Origin of the sequence: Enterobacter sp. MGH 38 (genome assembly GCF_000492855.1) — a bacterium.
GTDB lineage: Bacteria > Pseudomonadota > Gammaproteobacteria > Enterobacterales > Enterobacteriaceae > Enterobacter > Enterobacter hormaechei_C.
Genome location: NZ_KI535607.1, coordinates 375,410 through 396,143 on the forward strand (window position 1 = coordinate 375,410; position 20,734 = coordinate 396,143).

At 57.3% G+C, this 20,734-nt stretch carries 20 protein-coding genes and 1 other RNA gene; 5 read left to right on the top strand and 16 right to left on the bottom strand.

What is annotated here, in order from left to right:
• Positions 1 to 8 precede the first annotated feature (8 nt).
• Complete coding sequence (locus tag L384_RS19105) at positions 9 to 587, bottom strand: YecA/YgfB family protein (RefSeq protein WP_003860099.1); 579 nt, start codon at positions 585 to 587, stop codon at positions 9 to 11.
• A 167-nt stretch (positions 588 to 754) separates the two neighbouring features.
• Here L384_RS19105 and zapA point away from each other — a divergent pair, with 167 nt between their 5' ends.
• The 3 genes from zapA to L384_RS19095 all read left to right on the top strand — a co-directional run bounded on the left by zapA (position 755) and on the right by L384_RS19095 (position 1,930).
• Positions 755 to 1,084: a cell division protein ZapA gene (zapA, locus tag L384_RS19100; protein WP_003860096.1), complete on the top strand. Its 330-nt coding sequence runs from the start codon at positions 755 to 757 to the stop codon at positions 1,082 to 1,084.
• A 41-nt stretch (positions 1,085 to 1,125) separates the two neighbouring features.
• Positions 1,126 to 1,309, top strand: a non-coding RNA gene (gene ssrS / locus L384_RS21635) — 6S RNA.
• A 24-nt stretch (positions 1,310 to 1,333) separates the two neighbouring features.
• Complete coding sequence (locus L384_RS19095) at positions 1,334 to 1,930, top strand: 5-formyltetrahydrofolate cyclo-ligase (protein WP_003860095.1); 597 nt, start codon at positions 1,334 to 1,336, stop codon at positions 1,928 to 1,930.
• Positions 1,931 to 2,032: 102 nt separating this feature from the next.
• Here L384_RS19095 and serA read toward each other — a convergent pair whose 3' ends face one another.
• Positions 2,033 to 3,265 carry a phosphoglycerate dehydrogenase gene (gene serA / locus L384_RS19090; protein ID WP_017692705.1) on the bottom strand — a complete coding sequence of 411 codons (1,233 nt, stop codon included), beginning with the start codon at positions 3,263 to 3,265 and terminating at the stop codon, positions 2,033 to 2,035.
• A gap of 267 nt (positions 3,266 to 3,532) precedes the next feature.
• Positions 3,533 to 4,192, bottom strand: coding sequence for a ribose-5-phosphate isomerase RpiA (gene rpiA / locus L384_RS19085; protein ID WP_003860091.1), 660 nt, complete (start codon positions 4,190 to 4,192; stop codon positions 3,533 to 3,535).
• Between the two features lie 127 nt (positions 4,193 to 4,319).
• Here rpiA and argP point away from each other — a divergent pair, with 127 nt between their 5' ends.
• On the top strand, positions 4,320 to 5,213 hold the full coding sequence (gene argP / locus L384_RS19080) for a DNA-binding transcriptional regulator ArgP (RefSeq protein ID WP_003860089.1): 894 nt from the start codon (positions 4,320 to 4,322) through the stop codon (positions 5,211 to 5,213).
• 48 nt (positions 5,214 to 5,261) lie between these two features.
• Here the strand turns inward: argP and L384_RS19075 are convergent, their stop codons facing one another.
• The 7 genes from L384_RS19075 to tkt all read right to left on the bottom strand — a co-directional run bounded on the left by L384_RS19075 (position 5,262) and on the right by tkt (position 13,650).
• On the bottom strand, positions 5,262 to 6,002 hold the full coding sequence (locus L384_RS19075) for an oxidative stress defense protein (protein ID WP_023323718.1): 741 nt from the start codon (positions 6,000 to 6,002) through the stop codon (positions 5,262 to 5,264).
• Between the two features lie 92 nt (positions 6,003 to 6,094).
• A complete protein-coding gene (argO, locus tag L384_RS19070; protein WP_003860085.1) occupies positions 6,095 to 6,730 on the bottom strand; it encodes an arginine exporter ArgO in 636 nt (211 codons plus the stop codon).
• Positions 6,731 to 6,875: 145 nt separating this feature from the next.
• Positions 6,876 to 7,730 carry a small-conductance mechanosensitive channel MscS gene (locus L384_RS19065; protein ID WP_022651818.1) on the bottom strand — a complete coding sequence of 285 codons (855 nt, stop codon included), beginning with the start codon at positions 7,728 to 7,730 and terminating at the stop codon, positions 6,876 to 6,878.
• A 186-nt stretch (positions 7,731 to 7,916) separates the two neighbouring features.
• Positions 7,917 to 8,996 carry a class II fructose-bisphosphate aldolase gene (gene fbaA / locus L384_RS19060; RefSeq protein WP_003860079.1) on the bottom strand — a complete coding sequence of 360 codons (1,080 nt, stop codon included), beginning with the start codon at positions 8,994 to 8,996 and terminating at the stop codon, positions 7,917 to 7,919.
• A gap of 92 nt (positions 8,997 to 9,088) precedes the next feature.
• A complete protein-coding gene (pgk, locus tag L384_RS19055) occupies positions 9,089 to 10,252 on the bottom strand; it encodes a phosphoglycerate kinase (protein ID WP_003860077.1) in 1,164 nt (387 codons plus the stop codon).
• Between the two features lie 49 nt (positions 10,253 to 10,301).
• Positions 10,302 to 11,321 (bottom strand): erythrose-4-phosphate dehydrogenase, encoded by a 1,020-nt coding sequence (gene epd / locus L384_RS19050; RefSeq protein WP_003860076.1) that lies wholly within the window; start codon positions 11,319 to 11,321, stop codon positions 10,302 to 10,304.
• A 337-nt stretch (positions 11,322 to 11,658) separates the two neighbouring features.
• Positions 11,659 to 13,650: a transketolase gene (tkt, locus tag L384_RS19045; protein WP_003860074.1), complete on the bottom strand. Its 1,992-nt coding sequence runs from the start codon at positions 13,648 to 13,650 to the stop codon at positions 11,659 to 11,661.
• A 272-nt stretch (positions 13,651 to 13,922) separates the two neighbouring features.
• Between tkt and L384_RS19040 the strand changes: the two genes are divergently transcribed.
• Complete coding sequence (locus L384_RS19040) at positions 13,923 to 14,681, top strand: metalloprotease LoiP (protein ID WP_003860073.1); 759 nt, start codon at positions 13,923 to 13,925, stop codon at positions 14,679 to 14,681.
• A 45-nt stretch (positions 14,682 to 14,726) separates the two neighbouring features.
• Here the strand turns inward: L384_RS19040 and L384_RS19035 are convergent, their stop codons facing one another.
• From L384_RS19035 to L384_RS19010, 6 genes are read right to left on the bottom strand one after another with little or no spacing between them, the layout of a single operon-like run.
• Positions 14,727 to 16,367 carry a thiamine pyrophosphate-binding protein gene (locus L384_RS19035; protein WP_022651819.1) on the bottom strand — a complete coding sequence of 547 codons (1,641 nt, stop codon included), beginning with the start codon at positions 16,365 to 16,367 and terminating at the stop codon, positions 14,727 to 14,729.
• A gap of 13 nt (positions 16,368 to 16,380) precedes the next feature.
• Entirely contained in the window at positions 16,381 to 17,850 is a 1,470-nt protein-coding gene (locus tag L384_RS19030) for an aldehyde dehydrogenase (protein WP_023323719.1), read from the bottom strand.
• Between the two features lie 9 nt (positions 17,851 to 17,859).
• Positions 17,860 to 18,630, bottom strand: coding sequence for an aspartate dehydrogenase (locus L384_RS19025; RefSeq protein ID WP_023323720.1), 771 nt, complete (start codon positions 18,628 to 18,630; stop codon positions 17,860 to 17,862).
• 9 nt (positions 18,631 to 18,639) lie between these two features.
• Positions 18,640 to 19,434 carry an SDR family oxidoreductase gene (locus L384_RS19020; RefSeq protein ID WP_023323721.1) on the bottom strand — a complete coding sequence of 265 codons (795 nt, stop codon included), beginning with the start codon at positions 19,432 to 19,434 and terminating at the stop codon, positions 18,640 to 18,642.
• Positions 19,418 to 20,188, bottom strand: coding sequence for an alpha/beta fold hydrolase (locus L384_RS19015; protein ID WP_023323722.1), 771 nt, complete (start codon positions 20,186 to 20,188; stop codon positions 19,418 to 19,420). The genes L384_RS19020 and L384_RS19015 overlap by 17 nt, the downstream gene beginning before the upstream one ends.
• Before the next feature lie 9 nt (positions 20,189 to 20,197).
• Positions 20,198 to 20,728: a cupin domain-containing protein gene (locus tag L384_RS19010; RefSeq protein ID WP_017382915.1), complete on the bottom strand. Its 531-nt coding sequence runs from the start codon at positions 20,726 to 20,728 to the stop codon at positions 20,198 to 20,200.
• Between the last annotated feature and the right edge of the window lie 6 nt (positions 20,729 to 20,734).

Sequence of the window (20,734 nt, forward strand, 5' to 3'; positions counted from 1 at the left end):
TATTTTTCTTAGTGTAATGTTGGCTTGCGAACTTCCGGCGCGGTCGGCTGCGAGCGCGTAAAGTTGTCGTGGCACAGCAGAGACGCCACGCGCACGTACTCGATAATCTCTTCGAGAGACATTTCCAGCTCTTCCTGGTCTTCGTCTTCATCGTAGCCGAGCTGGGCGATATTACGCAGATCGTCGATCGCTTCACCCGCTTCGCCGGTCACTTTATCCAGTTTAGGCTGGGTTACGCCCAGGCCAAGAAGATAGTGGTTTACCCAACCCGCGAGCGCATCGGCGCGATCGAAGACGCTGACATCGTCGCCTTCAGGCAGATAAAGCTGAAAAAGAAAGCCATCGTCTTCCAGGGAATCGCTGGTTGCGGCGTGCATTTTACGCAGCGCTTCCGCCAGTTCGTGGCCAAACGCCAGCCCTTCGTTGGTGAGGTCGTGGATCAGCGGCTGCCATGAGCTGTCGCTGTTTCCGCCGCACAGTATGCCGCTGATCAGACCGTGCATTTCGGCAGGGGTCAGACCGACTCCCTGCTGGTTCAGTAACTGGTTTAAATCCTTGTAACCAGGCATTTCGTTCTGTATAGACATACGCATTCGTCATCAAAGGGAGGATATTCATGATATGCTACCACTTTGGACCCTGGTGATACCAGAAAAGGGCTTGTATCTTCACATCAGGGTAGCTATAGTGTCGCCCCTTCGCAGCCCCCGGGGCAGTAAGCGAAGGCAGCGCAGTCAATCAGCAGGAAGGTGGCATGTCTGCACAACCCGTCGATCTCCAGATTTTTGGCCGTTCACTGCGAGTGAATTGTCCGCCTGAACAAAGGGATGCCTTGAATCAGGCTGCGGACGATTTGAATCAGCGGTTGCAAGATCTAAAAGAACGCACTAGAGTCACAAATACTGAGCAGCTGGTTTTCATCGCCGCGTTGAACATCAGCTATGAACTGACTCAGGAAAAAGCGAAGACCCGCGATTACGCGGCAAGCATGGAGCAGCGCATTAAAATGCTCCAGCAGACCATAGAACAGGCATTGCTTGATCAAGGTCGCAGTCCCGAAAGACCGGGACCAAAGTTTGAATAACACTTCTCAGTTGACTATGGTAGAGTAACTGTGAAGACAAAATTTCTCTGAGATGTTCGCAAGCGGGCCAGTCCCCTGAGCCGATATTTCATACCACAAGAATGTGGCGCTCCATGGTTGGTGAGCATGCTCGGTCCGTCCGAGAAGCCTTAAAACTATGACGACACATTCACCTTGAACCAAGGGTTCAAGGGTTACAGCCTGCGGCGGCATCTCGGAGATTCCCTCTCTTTTCTTCTACCGACTACCATGACTCAATTCCCTGAAGTTTCTGCTTCACGCCAGGACATCCGTCAGCTTATTCGCCAGCGTCGTCGCGCCTTAAGCGCCGAGCAACAGGCACATTTTGCCCAGCAGGCCGCCGCCCGCATGATGGCCTATCCGCCTGTGGTGATGGCAAACACCGTCGCCCTGTTTCTCTCGTTTGATGGTGAGCTGGATACCCAACCGCTTATCGACCAGCTCTGGCGCGCCGGGAAAAAAGTTTATCTGCCGGTGCTACATCCCTTTAGCCGAGGCAATCTGCTGTTTCTGCACTACCATCCGCACAGCGAGCTGGTGGTAAATCGTCTGAAAATCACCGAACCCAAACTCGACGTGCGCGACGTGCTGCCGCTATCTGAACTGGATGTGCTGATTACGCCGCTGGTGGCGTTTGACGAGCAGGGCCAGCGATTAGGCATGGGCGGGGGGTTCTATGACAGGACGCTGCAAAACTGGCAGCAGTACGGATTGCAGCCGGTGGGGTATGCGCATGATTGCCAGGGCGTGGAGGTATTACCCGTAGAGAAATGGGATGTGCCGTTGCCGGCGGTGGTGACGCCCAGTAAAACCTGGACCTGGTAGAATAAAGCCGGGTGGCGGCTACGCCTTACCCGGCCTACATAAATCATCGAACATTGTAGGTCGGGTAAGCGTAAGCGCCACCCGACATCACAGACCGCACCATCAGTACAGCAGACGCGCGCGAATCGTCCCCGGAATGGCCTTCATGCTCTGCAATGCTTTCTCGGCGATGTCTTCATCCGCTTCAATATCAATAACCACATAACCCATCTGCGAGTTAGTTTGCAGATACTGCGCAGCAATGTTAACGCCCTGCTCGGCAAAGATCTGGTTGATGGCGGTCAGCACGCCAGGACGGTTTTCGTGGATGTGCAGCAGACGACGCCCACCGTGCAGCGGCAGAGACACCTCCGGGAAGTTCACCGCAGAGAGCGTTGAACCGTTATCGGAATATTTGCTCAGTTTACCCGCCACTTCCAGGCCGATATTCTCCTGCGCTTCCTGAGTAGAACCGCCGATGTGCGGCGTCAGGATCACGTTGTCGAACTCGCACAGCGGAGAGGTGAACGGATCGCTGTTGGTGGCCGGTTCCGTCGGGAACACGTCAATCGCCGCACCCGCCAGATGTTTACGCTTCAGCGCGTCGCACAGTGCAGGAATGTCAACCACGGTGCCACGCGCGGCGTTGATCAGCAGAGAGCCCGGCTTCATCAGCGCCAGCTCTTCTGCGCCCATCATGTTTTTGGTGGACGCATTTTCCGGCACGTGCAGGCTTACCACGTCGCTCATGTTCAGCAGGTCAGAAAGATGCTGCACCTGCGTCGCGTTACCCAGCGGCAGCTTGCTTTCGATATCGTAGAAAAACACGTGCATGCCGAGAGATTCCGCCAGAATACCGAGCTGCGTACCGATATGGCCGTAACCGATAATCCCGAGCTTTTTCCCACGGGCTTCGTAGGAGCCCGCAGCCAGCTTATTCCACACGCCGCGGTGCGCTTTGGCGTTAGCCTCCGGAATGCCGCGCAGGAGCAGCAGCAGCTCGCCAATTACCAGCTCCGCCACGGAACGGGTGTTAGAGAACGGCGCGTTAAAGACCGGGATACCGCGTTTTGCGGCGGCATTCAGATCAACCTGGTTGGTGCCGATGCAGAAACAGCCAATCGCCACCAGCTTTTCCGCCGCAGCAATAACGTCTTCAGTCAGTTGGGTACGGGATCGCAGGCCAATGAAATGGGCATCACGGATGGACGCTTTCAGCTCTTCAGTGTCCAGCGCGCCTTTGTGAAATTCGATGTTGGTGTAGCCTGCTGCGCGAAGGCTATCGAGCGCTTTCTGGTGCACGCCTTCAACCAGCAGGAATTTAATCTTGTCTTTCTCCAATGATACCTTTGCCATTTACCCGACCCTGTTTTTATCTGAACTGATGTTGTGCTGGATATAAATCCCGTGCAGCCAACATATCAAAAAAAACTATTGCAGCAATATGAACGTTTGCGTCGGCACTCTGAAGAAAAGTCATACAGGGCAAAATGGCAGAGGAAAATGCTGCGGAAAATTACGAACGTGGCAGGATCGGCAAAAGAGGCGGAAAAACGTGACACAAGTCACCGAATTTAGCTTTTCAAAATTTTTTTAGCGGGGGGGAGCGTTCCCCCCGTCAGATCATTTTACGATGGTTTTTACACCGTCAGCCGTGCCGATCAGCGCCACATCCGCGCCACGGTTGGCAAATAACCCTACGGTAACAACGCCTGGAATGCCGTTGATCGCATTTTCCAGCGCAATGGCATCGAGGATCTCAAGGCCGTGAACGTCGAGGATCACGTTGCCGTTGTCGGTCACCACACCCTGACGGTATTCCGGACGACCGCCCAGCTTCACAAGTTGACGGGCAACCGCGCTGCGCGCCATCGGGATCACTTCGACCGGCAGCGGGAAATTCCCCAGAATGTCGACCTGCTTGGAGGCGTCCGCGATGCAGATGAACTTATCCGCCACGGAAGCGATGATTTTTTCGCGGGTCAGCGCCGCGCCACCGCCTTTGATCATCTGCATGTGGCCGTTGATTTCATCCGCGCCATCAACGTAAATGCCCAGACGGTCCACTTCGTTGAGGTCGAAAACGGTGATGCCGAGGCTTTTCAGCTTTTCCGTGGAAGCATCGGAGCTGGAAACCGCACCCTCGATCTGCCCCTTCATCGTGCCCAGCGCATCGATAAAGTGTGCCGCCGTGGACCCCGTACCAACACCGACAATGGTACCCGGCTGTACGTACTGGAGAGCGGCCCATCCTACTGCTTTTTTCAGTTCATCCTGCGTCATGATCGTTTTGCCTGTGGTGTGAAAACTCAGGGCGCATTATAGAACACGTCGAATGGATTTCGTCTGCCACGAAGGGAAAATTGTGTCATAGTGCAGATTAAGCAAAATTAAGGAGTCAGCCAGAGCAATGAAACGTCCGGACTACAGAACACTACAGGCACTTGATGCAGTTATTCGTGAACGCGGTTTTGAGCGCGCGGCGCAAAAGCTGTGCATCACCCAGTCCGCCGTATCACAGCGTATCAAACAGCTTGAAAACATGTTCGGGCAGCCGCTGCTGGTGCGTACCGTACCGCCGCGTCCGACAGAGCAAGGACAAAAGCTCCTCGCCCTGCTGCGTCAGGTTGAACTGCTGGAAGATGAATGGCTGGGCGATGAACAAACCGGCTCCACGCCGCTGCTGCTGTCGCTGGCGGTGAACGCCGACAGTCTGGCAACCTGGCTGCTGCCGGCCCTTGCGCCGGTGCTGGCCGACTCCCCAATCCGCCTGAACCTTCAGGTTGAAGACGAGACCCGCACTCAGGAACGCCTGCGCCGTGGCGAAGTGGTTGGGGCGGTCAGTATTCAGCCGCAGGCGCTGCCAAGCTGTCTGGTGGATCAGCTGGGCGCGCTGGATTACCTGTTTGTCGGTTCAAAAGCCTTTGCCGAGCGCTACTTCCCGAACGGCGTGACTCGCGCCGCGCTGCTGAAAGCCCCTGCCGTCGCGTTCGACCATCTGGACGATATGCATCAGGCCTTCCTGCAACAAAACTTCGATTTGCCGCCGGGCAGCGTGCCGTGTCATATCGTTAACTCGTCCGAAGCCTTCGTACAGCTCGCGCGTCAGGGCACCACCTGCTGCATGATCCCGCATTTGCAGATTGAGAAAGAGTTGAAAAGCGGTGAGCTGATTGATTTAACCCCGGGGCTGTATCAGCGCCGGATGCTGTACTGGCACCGTTTTGCCCCGGAAAGCCGCATGATGCGCAACGTCACCGACGCGCTGCTGGCGTTTGGGCATAAGGTGTTGAGACAGGATTAATCGCTTGAATTCCCTCTCCCTGTGGGAGAGGGTTAGGGTGAGGGCAAACTACTGCGCCTTAGCCGCCTCAGTTTGCTGAGTTTCAGTCGGCTCCAGCTGGAACACCACATCAACCTGATCGTCGAACTGAATGGTTGGCTGCTCGTAGGTTTCCTGAGCAGAAACCGGCGCGGCGTCCGCCTTCATCATCCGCACCATCGGGCTTGGCTGGTAGTTTGAAACGTGGTAACGGACGCTGTAAACCGGACCGAGCTTGCTCTTGAAGCCGGATGCCAGCTGCTGCGCCTGATGAATGGCATCATCTATCGCCGCTTTACGCGCTTCGTCTTTATATTTCTCCGGTTGCGCAACGCCCAGCGAGACGGAACGAATTTCGTTCAGCCCTGCCTTCAGCGCACCATCCAGCAATCCGTTGAGCTTATCAAGCTGGCGCACGGTCACTTCTACAGTACGCACGGCGCGATAGCCTTTCAGGATGCTTTTGCCGTTCTGGTAGTCGTAATCCGGTTGGGTACGCAGGTTCGCAGAGCTGATGTCTTTTTTCGCGACACCGTTCTGTTCCAGGAAAGAGAGGTATTGCGCAACACGATCGTCTGCCTGTTTCTTGGCGGAAGCAGCATCTTTCGCCGCCACGTTCACTTCAATTGCCAGGGTTGCAACATCCGGTACCGCATCCACACTTGCCGTGCCTGAAGTGACAATGTGCGGGCCGTTCGGCAGTTCATTCGCCTGCACCGACACCGCACCTAAACTTACTAATGCCGCCAGGGCCATCACCTTAAACTTCACTGTCATTCCTCCATGTTGCGAAGAGTGCCCTGTTAACAGGGCTCATGCCAGCAAGCTTAGCGGGTCTTGTCCAGATGTCCATAAGACAACGCTTAGTTGAACAATCCCTGTACGTGATGAATGCCCTCTTTCGCCAGCTGGAAGGCAATAAACCACATCACCAGCCCCACCAGGGTATTGATAATGCGCTGTGCTTTGGCGGTACGCAGTCGTGGCGCCAGCCACGCCGCCAGGATCGCAAGACCGAAGAACCAGAGGAAGGAGGCGCTGACCGTACCGAGCGCAAACCAGCGTTTCGGCTCAACGTCCAGCTGTCCGCCCAGGCTGCCCAGTACCACAAAGGTATCAAGGTAGACGTGCGGGTTAAGCCACGTCACGGCGAGCATGGTGACGATAATCTTCCAGCGCCCCTGCTTCATCACTTCGGCGCTAGCCAGCTCAAGATTGCTGCTCATGGCCGTTTTCAGGGCACCAAACCCGTACCACAGCAGAAACGCTACGCCGCCCCAGGTAACCAGCGCCAGCAGCCACGGCGACTGCATCAACAGGGCGCTGCCGCCAAAAATCCCGGCGCAAATCAGCAGCAGATCGCTCACCGCACACAGCAGGGCAATCATCAGATGGTACTGACGGCGAATGCCCTGGTTCATCACGAACGCATTTTGTGGACCAAGGGGAAGGATCATGGCCGCACCTAACGCAAGCCCCTGAAAATAATAAGATAACATGACGTAATTCTCGCAGAGTTGTCCTGGAGGCAGACTATACTGCGGGAACGTCATTAGAGGAAATGGATAATATTAATTGGGGATTAGCCGGGCTAATAAAAGAAAAGCCCGGTGTCGCTGACGCTTACCGGGCCTACGGGAGACGTTACTCTGCTTCTTTGACTTTTTTGACGTTTACGTCCATCTGCGGGTACGGGAAGCTGATGCCGTTGGCATCGAAATCACGCTTGATGCGCTCCAGCACATCCCAGTAAACGTTTTGAAGATCGCTGCTTTTGCTCCAGATGCGCACCACAAAATTAATAGATGACGCGCCCAGCTCGTTCAGACGAACGGTCTGCTCGCGGTCCTTCAGAATACGGTCATCTGAAGCAATGATGTTGGTAATCAGAGACTTCACCTGATCGATATCGGAGTCGTACGCCACGCTGATGATCAGCTCGTTACGACGCACCGGCTCGCGGGAGAAGTTAATGATATTGCCCGCAATGATTTTCCCGTTCGGGACTACCACAATGCGACCATCCACGGTACGCAGGGTCGTGGAGAAAATCTGAACCTGCAACACGGTACCGGCAATACCGCCCAGATCCACATACTCACCGGAACGGAACGGACGGAAGGTCACCAGCAATACGCCCGCCGCCAGGTTAGACAGCGAACCCTGCAATGCCAGACCAATGGCCAGACCGGCAGCACCGAGCACAGCGATGACGGATGCCGTCTGCACGCCGACACGCCCCAGCGCCGCAATCAGCGTAAAGGCGATAATGCCGTAACGGACCAGCGCGGAGAGGAAATCGGCGACTGTGGCATCAATGTGTCGTGCGACCATCACCCGGTTGACAGCGTTCGAAACGATACGCGCCACGATCATCCCGACAATGATGATGGCAATAGCGGCAACAATATTCACGGCGTAGCTCAGCAGTAGCGCCTGGTTGCGCACCAGCCAGTTACCCGCGTTATTGATGCTGTCTACAACATCAAGTTGTTCCATTTATTCTTCCTTTTGTTAAACCAAAACACAAAATCCATCCCCCATGGAGACAGGCAGGTCAGTAAAGGGTAAACAAAAAGCACCGGCTTTGCCAAACAGATCACAAAATCAGGTATTGCAGGATATTGAAAAAGCATAAAAAAAGGCCCGCATATGCGGACCTCTTGACGCTATGAATAGCTCAAATTACAGAACGTCAACCGCGTTCAGTTCTTTGAATGCCTGCTCCAGACGAGTAATCATAGAAGTCTGGGCAGCGCGCAGCCATACGCGTGGATCGTAGTATTTCTTGTTCGGCTGGTCTTCGCCTTTCGGGTTGCCCAGCTGACCTTGCAGGTAAGCTTCGTTGGTTTTGTAGTATTGCAGGATACCGTCCCAGGTTGCCCATTGGGTGTCGGTATCGATATTCATTTTCACTACGCCGTAGCTTACGGAATCTTTGATTTCCTGAGCAGAAGAACCGGAACCGCCGTGGAAGACGAAGTTCAGGCTGTTGTGCGGCAGGTTGTGTTTTTTGGACACGTATTCCTGAGAATCACGCAGGATGGTCGGGGTCAGAACCACGTTACCTGGTTTGTATACGCCGTGTACGTTACCGAAGGACGCTGCGATAGTGAAGCGTGGGCTGATTTTGCTCAGCTCGGTGTAAGCGTAATCAACGTCTTCTGGCTGAGTGTACAGTGCAGAAGCGTCCATGTGGCTGTTGTCCACACCGTCTTCTTCACCGCCGGTGCAACCCAGTTCGATTTCCAGGGTCATGCCCATTTTGGACATACGCGCCAGGTACTTAGAGCAGATCTCGATGTTTTCTTCCAGAGACTCTTCGGACAGGTCGATCATGTGAGAAGAGAACAGTGGCTTACCGGTTGCCGCGAAGTGTTTTTCACCCGCGTCCAGCAGACCGTCGATCCACGGCAGCAGTTTCTTCGCGCAGTGGTCAGTGTGCAGGATAACCGGAACACCGTAGTGTTCAGCCATCTGGTGTACGTGGTGCGCACCAGAGATAGCGCCCAGGATTGCAGCACCCTGAGGAATGTCAGTTTTCACGCCTTTACCTGCGATGAACGCAGCGCCGCCGTTAGAGAACTGAACGATAACCGGTGCTTTAACTTTTGCAGCGGTTTCCAGTACGGCGTTGATGGAGTCGGTACCCACGCAGTTAACTGCTGGCAGAGCGAAGTTGTTTTCTTTAGCTACCTGGAACACTTTCTGTACGTCATCACCAGTGATAACGCCAGGTTTTACGAAATCAAAAATTTTAGACATGTTGCTTAGTCCTGTATCTTCGGCCGTTAGAAATGGTGCGAGCTCTGATAAGCGCGCTGAAAATTGGGCAGGTTTCCCTGCCCCTGAATGGCTTACTTCTTAGCGCGCTCTTCGAGCATTGCTACTGCTGGCAGAACTTTGCCTTCCACGAATTCGAGGAATGCGCCGCCACCAGTGGAGATGTAGGAGATCTTGTCAGCGATACCGAACAGGTCGATAGCTGCCAGGGTGTCACCACCGCCTGCGATAGAGAACGCTTCGCTGTCTGCGATAGCGTTAGCCACGATCTCAGTCCCTTTGCGGAAGTTCGGGAATTCGAACACGCCGACAGGACCGTTCCACAGGATAGTTTTTGCGTTTTTCAGGATTTCAGCCAGTTTCTGTGCAGAAACGTCGCCCAGGTCCAGAATCTGCTCTTCATCTTTGATGTCGTTAACAGATTTCAGGGTTGCGGTAGCAGTTTCGGAGAACTCGGTTGCCACGCGAACGTCAGTTGGAACCGGGATATCACAGGTACCCAGCAGACGTTTGGCTTCGTCAACCAGATCCGCTTCGTACAGGGATTTACCCACGTTGTGGCCTTGCGCAGCAACGAAGGTGTTCGCGATACCACCGCCAACGATCAGCTGGTCAGCGATTTTGGACAGAGAATCCAGTACGGTCAGTTTAGTAGAAACTTTAGAACCACCAACGATAGCGACCATTGGACGAGCAGGTTCTTTCAGTGCTTTACCCAGCGCTTCCAGTTCGTCAGCCAGCAGCGGACCTGCACAGGCGACGTCTGCGAATTTACCGATACCGTGGGTAGATGCCTGCGCACGGTGAGCCGTACCGAATGCATCCATCACGAATACGTCGCACAGCGCAGCGTATTTTTTGGACAGGGTTTCGTCGTCTTTCTTTTCGCCTTTGTTGAAGCGAACGTTTTCCAGAACAACCAGCTCACCTTCGGCAACTTCTACGCCGTCCAGGTAATCTTTCACCAGGCGAACCGGGCTGGACAGTTTGTCTTTCAGGTAATTAACAACCGGCAGCAGAGAGAACTCTTCGTTGTACTCGCCTTCAGTTGGACGGCCCAGGTGGGAGGTGACCATCACTTTAGCGCCCTGCTTCAGAGCCAGTTCAATGGTTGGCAGAGATGCACGGATACGCGCGTCGCTGGTCACTTTGCCATCTTTAACCGGTACGTTCAGATCGGCACGGATGAAAACGCGTTTACCTGCCAGATCCAGATCGGTCATCTTAATTACAGACATGGTGAATCCTCTCGTTGATTCTTAAAGTTTTGCAAGCGCAAGGTGCGCTCTACCTGAAACCTTTCGCGGCCATGGCTAACGTGGTGTCGAGCATTCGGTTAGCAAAGCCCCATTCGTTATCACACCAGACCAGCGTCTTGATGAGGTGCGCACCACTGACTCGCGTCTGCGTGCCATCCACGATGGCGCTATGCGGGTCGTGGTTAAAATCTACTGAGACCAACGGTAATTCCGTATAGTCAACTATACCATGAAATGCTCCCTGTGCCGCTTTTTGCAGCAACAGGTTGACTTCACAGGCTTTTACCGGTTTTTTCACCGTCACGCTAAGATCGATTGCGGTGACGTTTATCGTCGGAACGCGCACGGCAATCGCTTCAAAACGGTCGTTAAACTGCGGGAAAATACGGGTGATCCCGGCAGCCAGTTTCGTATCCACCGGAATGATTGACTGGCTCGCCGCGCGAGTGCGTCGTAAATCCGGATGGTAGGCGTCGATTACCTGCTGATCGTGCATGGCGGAGTGAATCGTGGTCACGGTGCCGGATTCAATGCCATAAGCATCGTCTAACAGTTTAATGACCGGAATAATGCAGTTGGTGGTGCAGGAGGCGTTGGAGACAATGCGGTGTTCAGCGTGCAGCTCGTGCTGGTTAACACCAAACACGACGGTGGCGTCGAGGTCGTTACTGCCGGGATGGGAGAACAGCACTTTTTTCGCGCCAGCATTCAGATGCGCTTCGCCATGTTCACGGTTACCGTACACGCCGGTACAGTCCAGCACCACATCCACACCCAGTTCGCGCCAGGGCAGCCCTTCAATACTGTTCTCATGCAGCACGCGGATGGCATCGTCACCGACGAACAGCTGTTCCCTTTCCTGGCGAACATCCCAGGCAAAGCGACCGTGGCTGGTGTCATATTTCAACAAATGTGCCATGCCCGCAGCATCCGCCAGTTCATTGATTGCCACCACGGTGATTTCCGCACGACGCCCGGATTCATATAAAGCACGAACCACGTTGCGCCCGATGCGACCGAAGCCATTAATCGCTACGCGTACGGTCATAGATCTCCTGCAAAGCTATCCCTGAGTTTGAGGTGGCTGAAAGAGTAATCCAGCGACGCCCGAAGGGGAATCCTTGCTGTCACAAACTGCGATTGATTGGTCAATTGTCGAACATTTAATCGACTGAAACGCTTCAGCAAGAATAAGCGAATCGGGGAATAAAAGGAATGTCTGTCCAGATGAATAAGCGAGCTATATGACTTGCGTCACATTTTGGGTGGAATAATGCTTACAAAAAAGCCGGGTGGCGCGTTAGCGCTTACCCGGCCTACTTTATTCTCCCTCTCCCCGTGGGAGAGAGCCAGGGTGAGGGCATCAGCCCGCACCGGACAAACAATTACAGCAGTTCTTTCGCCTTAGCGACAACGTTTTCAACGGTGAAGCCGAACTCTTCAAACAGCTGTTCAGCTGGCGCAGACTCACCAAACGTGGTCATCCCGACGATAGCGCCGTTCAGACCCACGTATTTGAACCAGTAGTCTGCGATACCCGCTTCCACTGCCACGCGAGCGGAGACCGCTTTAGGCAGTACGGATTCGCGGTACGCGGCATCCTGCTTGTCGAACGCATCGGTAGAAGGCATAGAAACCACACGCGCTTTCACGCCTTCGGCAGTCAGTTTTTCCCATGCGGCAACGGCCAGTTCAACTTCAGAACCGGTCGCGATGAAGATCAGCTCAGGCTGGCCTGCGCAATCTTTCAGCACGTAACCACCGCGCGCGATGTTTGCCAGTTGCTCTGGGGTACGCTCCTGCTGCGCCAGGTTCTGACGGGAGAGGATCAGCGCGGTCGGGCCATCCTGACGCTCAACGCCGTATTTCCACGCCACCGCAGATTCAACCTGGTCACATGGACGCCATGTGCTCATGTTCGGGGTCACGCGCAGGGAAGCCACCTGCTCTACTGGCTGGTGAGTTGGACCATCTTCGCCCAGACCGATGGAGTCGTGGGTGTAGACCATCACCTGACGCTGTTTCATCAGCGCAGCCATACGCACGGCGTTACGTGCATATTCCACAAACATCAGGAAGGTAGAAGTGTACGGCAGGAAACCACCGTGCAGAGCGATACCGTTGGCAATCGCAGTCATACCGAACTCACGTACACCGTAATGGATGTAGTTACCGGCAGTATCTTCGTTGATTGGCTTAGATCCGGACCACAGGGTCAGGTTTGATGGCGCCAGGTCAGCGGAGCCGCCGAGGAATTCAGGCAGCAGAGGGCCAAACGCTTCGATCGCATTCTGAGATGCTTTACGGCTGGCGATCTTGGCTGGGTTCGCCTGCAACTTCGCGATGAACTCGTTCGCTTTGGCGTCGAAGTCAGACGGCATGTCACCTTTCATACGACGGGTGAACTCAGCCGCTTCCTGTGGGAAGGCTTTCGCGTAAGCCGCGAACTTCTCGTTCCAGGCCGCTTCTTTCGCCTGACCCACTTCTTTCGCATCCCACTGAGCGTAGATTTCAGACGGGATTTCGAAGGCAGGGTGTTTCCAGCCAAGCGCTTCACGGGTCAGTGCAATTTCCGCGTCGCCCAGCGGTGCGCCGTGGGAGTCGTGAGTGCCCGCTTTGTTCGGAGAACCGAAGCCGATGATGGTTTTGCACATCAGCAGGGACGGTTTGTCGGTCACGGCGCGCGCTTCTTCTACGGCACGTTTAATCGAGTCAGCATCGTGGCCATCAACGCCGCGCACAACATGCCAGCCGTAGGCTTCGAAACGTGCAGCGGTGTCGTCAGTGAACCAGCCTTCAACGTGGCCGTCGATAGAAATGCCGTTGTCGTCGTAGAACGCAACCAGTTTACCCAGCTTCAGGGTGCCTGCCAGGGAGCACACTTCGTGAGAAATGCCTTCCATCATGCAGCCGTCGCCCAGGAAGGCGTAGGTGAAGTGGTCAACGATGTCGTGGCCAGGACGGTTAAACTGCGCCGCCAGGGTCTTCTCTGCAATCGCCATACCTACGGCGTTAGCGATGCCCTGACCCAGCGGACCGGTAGTGGTTTCAACGCCAGCGGTGTAGCCTACTTCCGGATGACCTGGAGTTTTGGAGTGCAGCTGACGGAAGTTTTTCAGCTCTTCGATTGGCAGATCGTAGCCAGTGAGGTGCAGCAGGCTGTAGATCAGCATAGAGCCGTGGCCGTTAGACAGCACGAAACGGTCGCGGTCTGCCCATGCCGGGTTCTGCGGGTTGTGGTTAAGGAAATCACGCCACAGGACTTCGGCGATGTCAGCCATGCCCATAGGGGCACCCGGGTGGCCGGATTTGGCTTTCTGTACTGCGTCCATGCTCAGCGCACGAATAGCATTAGCAAGCTCTTTACGTGAGGACATTTTAACTCCAGATCGGACTGTTAAAGGCCATGCCCTTGACGACAGCGCGTTTTGGGCTACGCCGGAAAAAAGTGCCAACAATGTAACCCAAGCCGCAGGGCATGTACATGGACCATTCTTTGGCAGCTTAAGAAATCTCTGGATCATGCTCGCATGTTGCGCAATCTGCTCGCCCGCCCCTGTAGATATTCCTTATACTTAGCCCGACACCGGCTTCGTTGACGGTGCATTTTTCGGAATTAATTCAGATTAACGAGTACGGAAGCAACATCATGAAAATGCGTGCAATCGGGCTGGCTGTGGGAACAACGCTCCTGCTAAGCGGCTGTCAGAATATGGATTCTAACGGCCTGATGACCTCAGGCGCAGAAGCTTTTCAGGCCTACTCACTGAGCGATGCGCAGGTGAAAGCGCTGAGCGACGAGGCCTGTAAGGATATGGATGGAAAAGCTACGCTTGCCCCGGCAAACAGCACCTACACGCAGCGTCTGAACAAGATTGCTTCCGCGCTGGGCGACAACATTAACGGTCAGCCGGTGAACTACAAGGTGTATATGGCGAAAGACGTGAACGCCTTCGCGATGGCTAACGGCTGTATCCGCGTATACAGCGGCCTGATGGACATGATGACCGACAACGAAGTGGAAGCGGTGATCGGCCATGAAATGGGTCACGTTGCTCTGGGTCACGTGAAGAAAGGGATGCAGGTTGCGCTGGGCACCAATGCCGTGCGTGCAGCGGCGGCCTCTGCGGGCGGCATTGTCGGCAGCCTGTCCCAGTCGCAGCTGGGCGACGTGGGTGAGAAACTGGTTAACTCCCAGTTCTCCCAGCGTCAGGAGTCGGAAGCGGATGACTACTCTTACGATCTGTTGCGCAAACGCGGCATCAATCCATCAGGTTTAGCCACCAGCTTCGAAAAACTGGCGAAACTGGAGGAAGGCCGTCAAAGCTCCATGTTTGACGATCACCCGGCCTCCGTTGAACGCGCGCAGCATATCCGTGACCGCATGGCGGCAGACGGTATTAAATAATACTCCGGCCCGGTGCGCGCCGCGCTACCGGGCAACAAGACTCAATCAGTACAGCGTTTTCTGTGGCGGCCCGGCAAACTTAAGGGCGCCAATCTGCCCCATCCGCACCTCTACCACCGACGGCCCCGGCATCGCTAACGCTTCCATCATCACCGCGTCAAAATCCTCGGCCTGCTCAACGCTCCAGGCCTGTAGACCAATCGCCTGCGCCAGCAGGGTAAAATCCGGCGTATGCAGCGCGTTATAATACTGACGCCCGCCAAAATATTTATCCTGAATACCACGCATTACGCCGTAGCCCCCGTCGTTCATGATCAGCAGCGTCACGTTGGCTTTCTCCTGCGCCAGCGTCGCCAGTTCGCCTAAATTGAGGCTCAGGCCGCCGTCGCCCACCAGCCCCACCACCTTGCGCTGTGGGTTGGCAATCGCGGTGCCGATAGCCATCGGCAGGCCCATGCCAATCGCCCCGGCGAGGGAGTGAATATTCATCAGCGGACCGTTAGCCCTGAACAGGCGGCTACCCCACAGGCTGCCGGACACGGTGATATCGCGCACCAGCAGGCCGTCTTTCGGCAGGGCTTTCTCAATGGCGTCGTTAAGCTTCGCATAGGCGCCGCACTGCTCGCGCAGCCCCTGCTCAGCTTGCCCGACAGCCTGCTGTACCTGCGTATCCCACTGGGCGTTGCCCCACTCGCGGCCCTGCACTTTTTCAGCCAGCGCGCCAAGCAGCGCGGAACAATCGGCTATCAACGTGCTATCCATCAGATAGTTACGGCTTGCTGCCGCCGGGTCGATATCGAGCTGCACCCGCGGGGAAGGCAGCTCAAGCGTCCAGGATCGGGTTTCGTTGCTGCGCAGGCGAGAACCGGCCACCAACGTAAAATCACACTGCGCAATCAGCGCCTCAACCGACGGCGAATTATGGAACGCGCGAAGGCTGGCGCGGTGGTTGTCCGGCAGCACGCCGCGCGCGTGGGTGCTGGAAATCACGGTGATGCCCGCATCCGCCAGTTTTTTCACTGCCTCAGCGCTACCCAGCGCCCCGCCGCCCAGCCACAGCAGCGGCTGTTTCGCCTGTTTGAGCTGCGCCCACAGCGCGTCAACCATTCCGGTATCCACGGCCGGAGCCGATACCGGTTTGATCGGAGCGGTTACCAGCGACAGCGGAATTTTGGCGCTCTGAATATCAATCGGGATTTCCACCGAGACCGGTCCGCACGGCGGGGTCTGCGCGTCCTGGATGGCTTTATGCAGAATCGCTATCGCCTGATTCGCATTGCTGATGCGGTACGCCCGTTTTGAGCTGGCCTTCAGGAAGGTCAGCTGGTCACGGGTTTCATGGATAAACCCGGTGTCGGCGTCCAGCCAGGCTTTCTCAACCTGCCCGGTTAAATGCAGCAGCGGCGTGCAGGCATTCATGGCTTCCACCAGCGCGCCTACCGCGTTCCCGGCCCCCGCGCCGGTGCTGGTCAGCGCCACGCCGAGGCCGGAAAAGCGCCCGTGAGCATCGGCCATGGTGACGGAACCGGCTTCACCGCGCGCGGGCACAAAGCGGATATTGCCCCGCTGCCCAACCGCATCCGCGATCGGCAGGTTGTGAATGGAGATGACGCCGTAGATGGCCTCAACCTGATACTGCTCCAGCGTTCTGGCGATGGCGTCGCCGACGGTTATCATTTCGCTCATTGCTCACCCTTTCTCAGTCGCACCAGTGGTTGACGCTGTTACCCGTCGCCAGATAAATGCTCTTTTGTTGCATCCAGGCTTTCAGCCCCTGGATACCCTTCTCGCGGCCCAGACCGCTCTCTTTAAAGCCCCCGAACGGGGTCGAAATCGCAAAAACCTTGTAGGTGTTGATCCACACCGTGCCTGCCTCCAGCTGCTCGCTGAGACGCAGGGCGCGACCGGTATCGCGCGTCCAGATCCCCGCCGCCAGGCCGTACACCGAGTCGTTCGCCTCGTGGATAAGCGTGGCTTCATCGCCAAACGGCATCGCCACCAGCACCGGGCCGAAGATCTCTTCCTGACAGGCGCGGGCGCTGTTGCTCAGCCCTTCGATAATGGTTGGCAGAAAGAAGCTGCCGTTTACCAGAGCGGGATCGGCGGGGATCTCGCCGCCGCACAGCACGCGGCCCCCTTCACGCTTCGCCAGTTCGACGTACTGGATCACGCTCTGGCAATGTTTTTCGTTGATCAGCGGTCCTACATGGACGCCGTCGGTAAACGGATGTCCGACGCGCAGCCCGCGTGTTAATTCCAGCAGCCTCGCCATCAGCGGGGCGTAAATACTCTCGTGGATAAACAGCCGCGACCCGGCGATACACGCCTGCCCCGCCGAGCTGAAAATGCCGTAGCAGATCCCGCGCGCGGCCTGTTCGATATCGGCATCCTCCAGCACGATGGTCGGCGATTTGCCGCCCAGTTCCAGCGAGGCCAGGATCAGTTTTTCCGCCGCCACGTGCGCCAGATGACGGCCCGTGGTGGTGCCGCCGGTAAAGGAAATTTTCCGCACGCGAGGATGACGCGCCAGCGCATCGCCAATCACCGAGCCTTTGCCCGGCAGGACGCTCAGCAGCCCGGCGGGCAGCCCGGCCTGTTCAAAAATCCGCGCCAGCTCCAGCGCCATCAGCGGCGTGGCTTCGGCGGGCTTGAGGATCACCGCGTTCCCGGCGGCAATCGCCGGTGCGACCTTCTGCATTTCGCTGGCAATCGGCGAGTTCCACGGCGTAATGGCCGCCACCACGCCAAGGGGCTCGTAGCAGCTCAGCGTCAGCAGATCCGGCTGGCGCGGCGTCGGAAGTTCCCCTTCCAGCAGCTCGCAGGCGGCGGCAAAGTAGCGCGCCGTTCCCGCCGCGCTCATCACCAGCCCGCGCGCTTCCGCCAGCGGCTTGCCGTTATCACGGCTCTGCATCTGCGCCAGCGCATCGACGCGGGATTCAATAAGATCGGCAACTTTATGCAGGATCTTCGCGCGCATGTGCGGCAGACTGTTACGCCATGCGGGATCGCGCCAGGCGCGCTCTCCGGCGGCTACCGCCTCCTCCAGGTCATCCAGACTGGCGGCATTCAGCGTCGCGTTGATCGACCCGTCTGCCGGAAAGTGGCTCTGCATCGGGTTGCCGCCGCCGCGTCGCCACTGGCCGCCGATAAAAATCTTCAGATCGTCCATCGTCACTCCTCAGCACAGGGCCAGCTCGCGGCAGGCGCGCACCGCGCTCAGTGCCGCCAGGGTGGAGGTTTTAGGATTAGAAGCCAGCGGCAGTCCGCTCAGTTCCAGATGGAACTCGCCGAATAATCCTTCGACATGCAGCGTGTGGGTGTTACGTTTCGTTGCCGGGTCAACCATCAGTTGCACGCGGGTGTCGTCCATCCCGACGCCGCCGAGCGCCACGGTCGCCGCCACGTTGGCGTTCGCCGGGAACAGGCGCGCCGCCTCGCGGGCGCTGCCCTCGAAGAAAACCTTTGCCTCTGACACCGCATTCAGATCGATAAGCTGCTCGGCATAGCTGCCGCGCCAGCTGGCCGGGCTTTTGCGCGACTGATAGGTAACGCGCTCAAGCCCGCCCTCTTTCGCCGCCGCCAGCCCGTCGATACCGGCCACCGCACCGGAAAGCAGGGTCAGTTTTCCGCCCGCGGCGAGCAGACGCTGCTCCAGCGCGCTGTCCGCCAGCGCGCCGGTGGAAATGATGGCCAGATGCCAGCCGCGACGCAGGATCTCTTCCCCGTACTGGGCCACCGCCTGCTGGCTGGCGCATTCCAGCACCAGATCCGGCGTTTGTGCGCACGCCATCGGCGACGTCAGCGCCTCGACCGCATTGCCAAACTGGTCGTGAATGGCGGGATGGTGAGACGCGCGCGCCACGATCCAGCCGATAGCCACGCCGGCGGGCAGGCGCTCAATCACCGCCTGCGCCATGGCGCCATAACCAATTAACATTACCTTTTTCATGATGCGTCCTTACAGATGGCGGCAAAAGCCGCCGGAAACGTCCAGCGCCGCGCCGGTGGTAAACGAGGCCAGCGGCGAGGCGAGGAACAGCAGCGCCTGCGCGGGCTCCTGCGGCTTGCCGAGGCGCGCCATCGGAATGCCGCGCTTGCGCGCGATCTCCGCCGTCCACTCCGGCCAGCTCTGGCTTTTATCCGCCCGGCTTTCAAAGCGGCGCTGCCACTGGCCGGACTCGACCATACCGAGCAGTATGGAATTGACGCGAATCCCTTTGCCCACCAGCTCTTTCGAGAGCGTCAGCGTCATGTTCAACAGCGCGGCGCGGGCTGCCGACGTGGCGATCATGTGCTCTTCCGGCTGAAGCGCCAGCAGGGAGTTCACGCAGGTGATGGAGGCGATGTCGGACCGTTCCAGCAGCGGCTGAAACGCCTGCACCGGGTTAATCACCCCGAACAGTTTGAGTTCGGCTTCGTGCAGCCACGCCTCGCGCGGCGTGTCATGGAAGTGCGCCACGTAGCCCTGCCCGGCGTTGTTGATCAGCATATCCGCCGCGCCAAAACGCGCCTGCACCGCATCCGCGAAGGCCTGAACTTCGTCGGCATTCAGCACGTCGCAGCGGTAAGCGAAAATCTCCCCGTGAGGAAATTCGTTTTGCAGCGTCGCATGGGCGCTGGCGAGCCGGTCCTCGTCACGGCCGCAGAAGGCGACTTTCGCCCCTTCCCCCAGCAGCAGGCGCAGCGTTTCAAAGCCAATGCCGGAAGAACCGCCGGTGACTACCGCTACGCGCCCGTCAATTTGTGCATTCATCGCGCACCTCTTCGTTAATGCGTAAAAGCTGTTGGTTGAAAAACGCGTCGTTATCGAGATAGCTGGCGTGCCCGGCCTGCGGAATGGCGATAAACGGCATGCCGTAGCGCAGCGCCAGACCCTGAACCAGCTCCGGCTGGGTGATGGCATCCTGCTCGCCGCACCAGACTTCAAAACTGCCGGAATAACGCTTCAGCCAGCCGTGGATGTCGTCATGCGCCAGCATCCACGAGGCGGCAAGGTAGCCTTCCGGGCGCAGCACCCGCATGCCCGCCGCGACGGTGGCGATATCTTCCGCGCGCGCGCCGGGGCGCAGCAGCTTCGGGGCGCGGGTCTGGGCGAGGATTTCGCCCCCCAGCGCCATCTGCTGCTCTCGGTTGCGCCAGACCTGCTCCCGCTGCTCCGGCGCGGCATTGCCGTACCCCTGCGCCGCGTCGGCCAGCACCAGATGAATGACGCGCTCCGGGAACTTTGCCGCAAAGGCGCTGGCCACCAGCGCCCCCAGGGAATGGCCGACCAGCACTGTCTGCCAGACACCGGCGCGATCCAGCATGGCCGCCAGCGCGTCGGCGTAATCCCCCGCGTTTGCCCGCGCTACGGCCAGCATTGGGCTTTCGCCGTAACCGGGCATGTCCCACGCCAGCACGCGAAAACCGTTCAGCGCCATCTGCTTGTGCCAGGAGGCGGCGCCGGAGCTGATCCCGTGCAGCAGCATCAGCGGAATGCCGCTTCCCTGTTCACGAAAACCCGTCATCATGCCCCCTTAGTTCCGCTTCACTTTGGAAAGCGGATGGTCGGACGGATAGGTGGGGATTTCCGGCTTATTGGTCCCCAGCATGACGCACATCAGCGCCTCTTCTTCACCGTGGTTAAACAGGCCGCGATAGATGCCCGGCGGAACGGAGATCAGGTCACGCTCGCGCAGCACGGTTTCGGTGTAGTTGTCGCCGTCCTGGATCATCAGCGTGATCTGCCCCTTGAGCATGAAGAACACCTCTTCCACGTCGTCGTGCAGGTGCAGCGGTCCTTCGCACTTCGACGGCAGCACCATGGTGGAGAAGGTAAAATGGTCCGCCTGCACGGTGTTGGTGTCGTTCGCCACGCCGGTTGCGCCGGTGCCGATGTAGCGCATCTGCGCCCGGCGATATTTCGGATCAAAATCGGCCTGGAACTTCAGCGCGTTCCAGTCGTATTTACGGCCTTCGAAGCGCGCGATGCGCGACTCGACCCACTCTTCCATCGTCAGATGGTCAGGTTTGATGCCTGTTTTGTTGGTTACGGTTGAATCAGTCATGACACT

Bases quoted from the DNA above. Each gene is read 5' to 3' on its own strand.
- L384_RS19105 (WP_003860099.1), bottom strand. From the start codon at position 587: ATGTCTATACAGAACGAAATGCCTGGTTACAAGGATTTAAACCAGTTA.
- L384_RS19065 (WP_022651818.1), bottom strand. From the start codon at position 7,730: ATGGAACAACTTGATGTTGTAGACAGCATCAATAACGCGGGTAACTGG.
- fbaA (WP_003860079.1), bottom strand. From the start codon at position 8,996: ATGTCTAAAATTTTTGATTTCGTAAAACCTGGCGTTATCACTGGTGAT.
- L384_RS19010 (WP_017382915.1), bottom strand. From the start codon at position 20,728: ATGACTGATTCAACCGTAACCAACAAAACAGGCATCAAACCTGACCAT.
- tkt (WP_003860074.1), bottom strand. From the start codon at position 13,650: ATGTCCTCACGTAAAGAGCTTGCTAATGCTATTCGTGCGCTGAGCATG.
- argP (WP_003860089.1), top strand. From the start codon at position 4,320: ATGAAACGTCCGGACTACAGAACACTACAGGCACTTGATGCAGTTATT.
- epd (WP_003860076.1), bottom strand. From the start codon at position 11,321: ATGACCGTACGCGTAGCGATTAATGGCTTCGGTCGCATCGGGCGCAAC.
- argO (WP_003860085.1), bottom strand. From the start codon at position 6,730: ATGTTATCTTATTATTTTCAGGGGCTTGCGTTAGGTGCGGCCATGATC.
- L384_RS19035 (WP_022651819.1), bottom strand. From the start codon at position 16,367: ATGAGCGAAATGATAACCGTCGGCGACGCCATCGCCAGAACGCTGGAG.
- L384_RS19030 (WP_023323719.1), bottom strand. From the start codon at position 17,850: ATGGACGATCTGAAGATTTTTATCGGCGGCCAGTGGCGACGCGGCGGC.
- L384_RS19025 (WP_023323720.1), bottom strand. From the start codon at position 18,630: ATGAAAAAGGTAATGTTAATTGGTTATGGCGCCATGGCGCAGGCGGTG.
- L384_RS19020 (WP_023323721.1), bottom strand. From the start codon at position 19,434: ATGAATGCACAAATTGACGGGCGCGTAGCGGTAGTCACCGGCGGTTCT.
- zapA (WP_003860096.1), top strand. From the start codon at position 755: ATGTCTGCACAACCCGTCGATCTCCAGATTTTTGGCCGTTCACTGCGA.
- pgk (WP_003860077.1), bottom strand. From the start codon at position 10,252: ATGTCTGTAATTAAGATGACCGATCTGGATCTGGCAGGTAAACGCGTT.
- L384_RS19015 (WP_023323722.1), bottom strand. From the start codon at position 20,188: ATGACGGGTTTTCGTGAACAGGGAAGCGGCATTCCGCTGATGCTGCTG.
- rpiA (WP_003860091.1), bottom strand. From the start codon at position 4,192: ATGACGCAGGATGAACTGAAAAAAGCAGTAGGATGGGCCGCTCTCCAG.
- serA (WP_017692705.1), bottom strand. From the start codon at position 3,265: ATGGCAAAGGTATCATTGGAGAAAGACAAGATTAAATTCCTGCTGGTT.
- L384_RS19040 (WP_003860073.1), top strand. From the start codon at position 13,923: ATGAAAATGCGTGCAATCGGGCTGGCTGTGGGAACAACGCTCCTGCTA.
- L384_RS19095 (WP_003860095.1), top strand. From the start codon at position 1,334: ATGACTCAATTCCCTGAAGTTTCTGCTTCACGCCAGGACATCCGTCAG.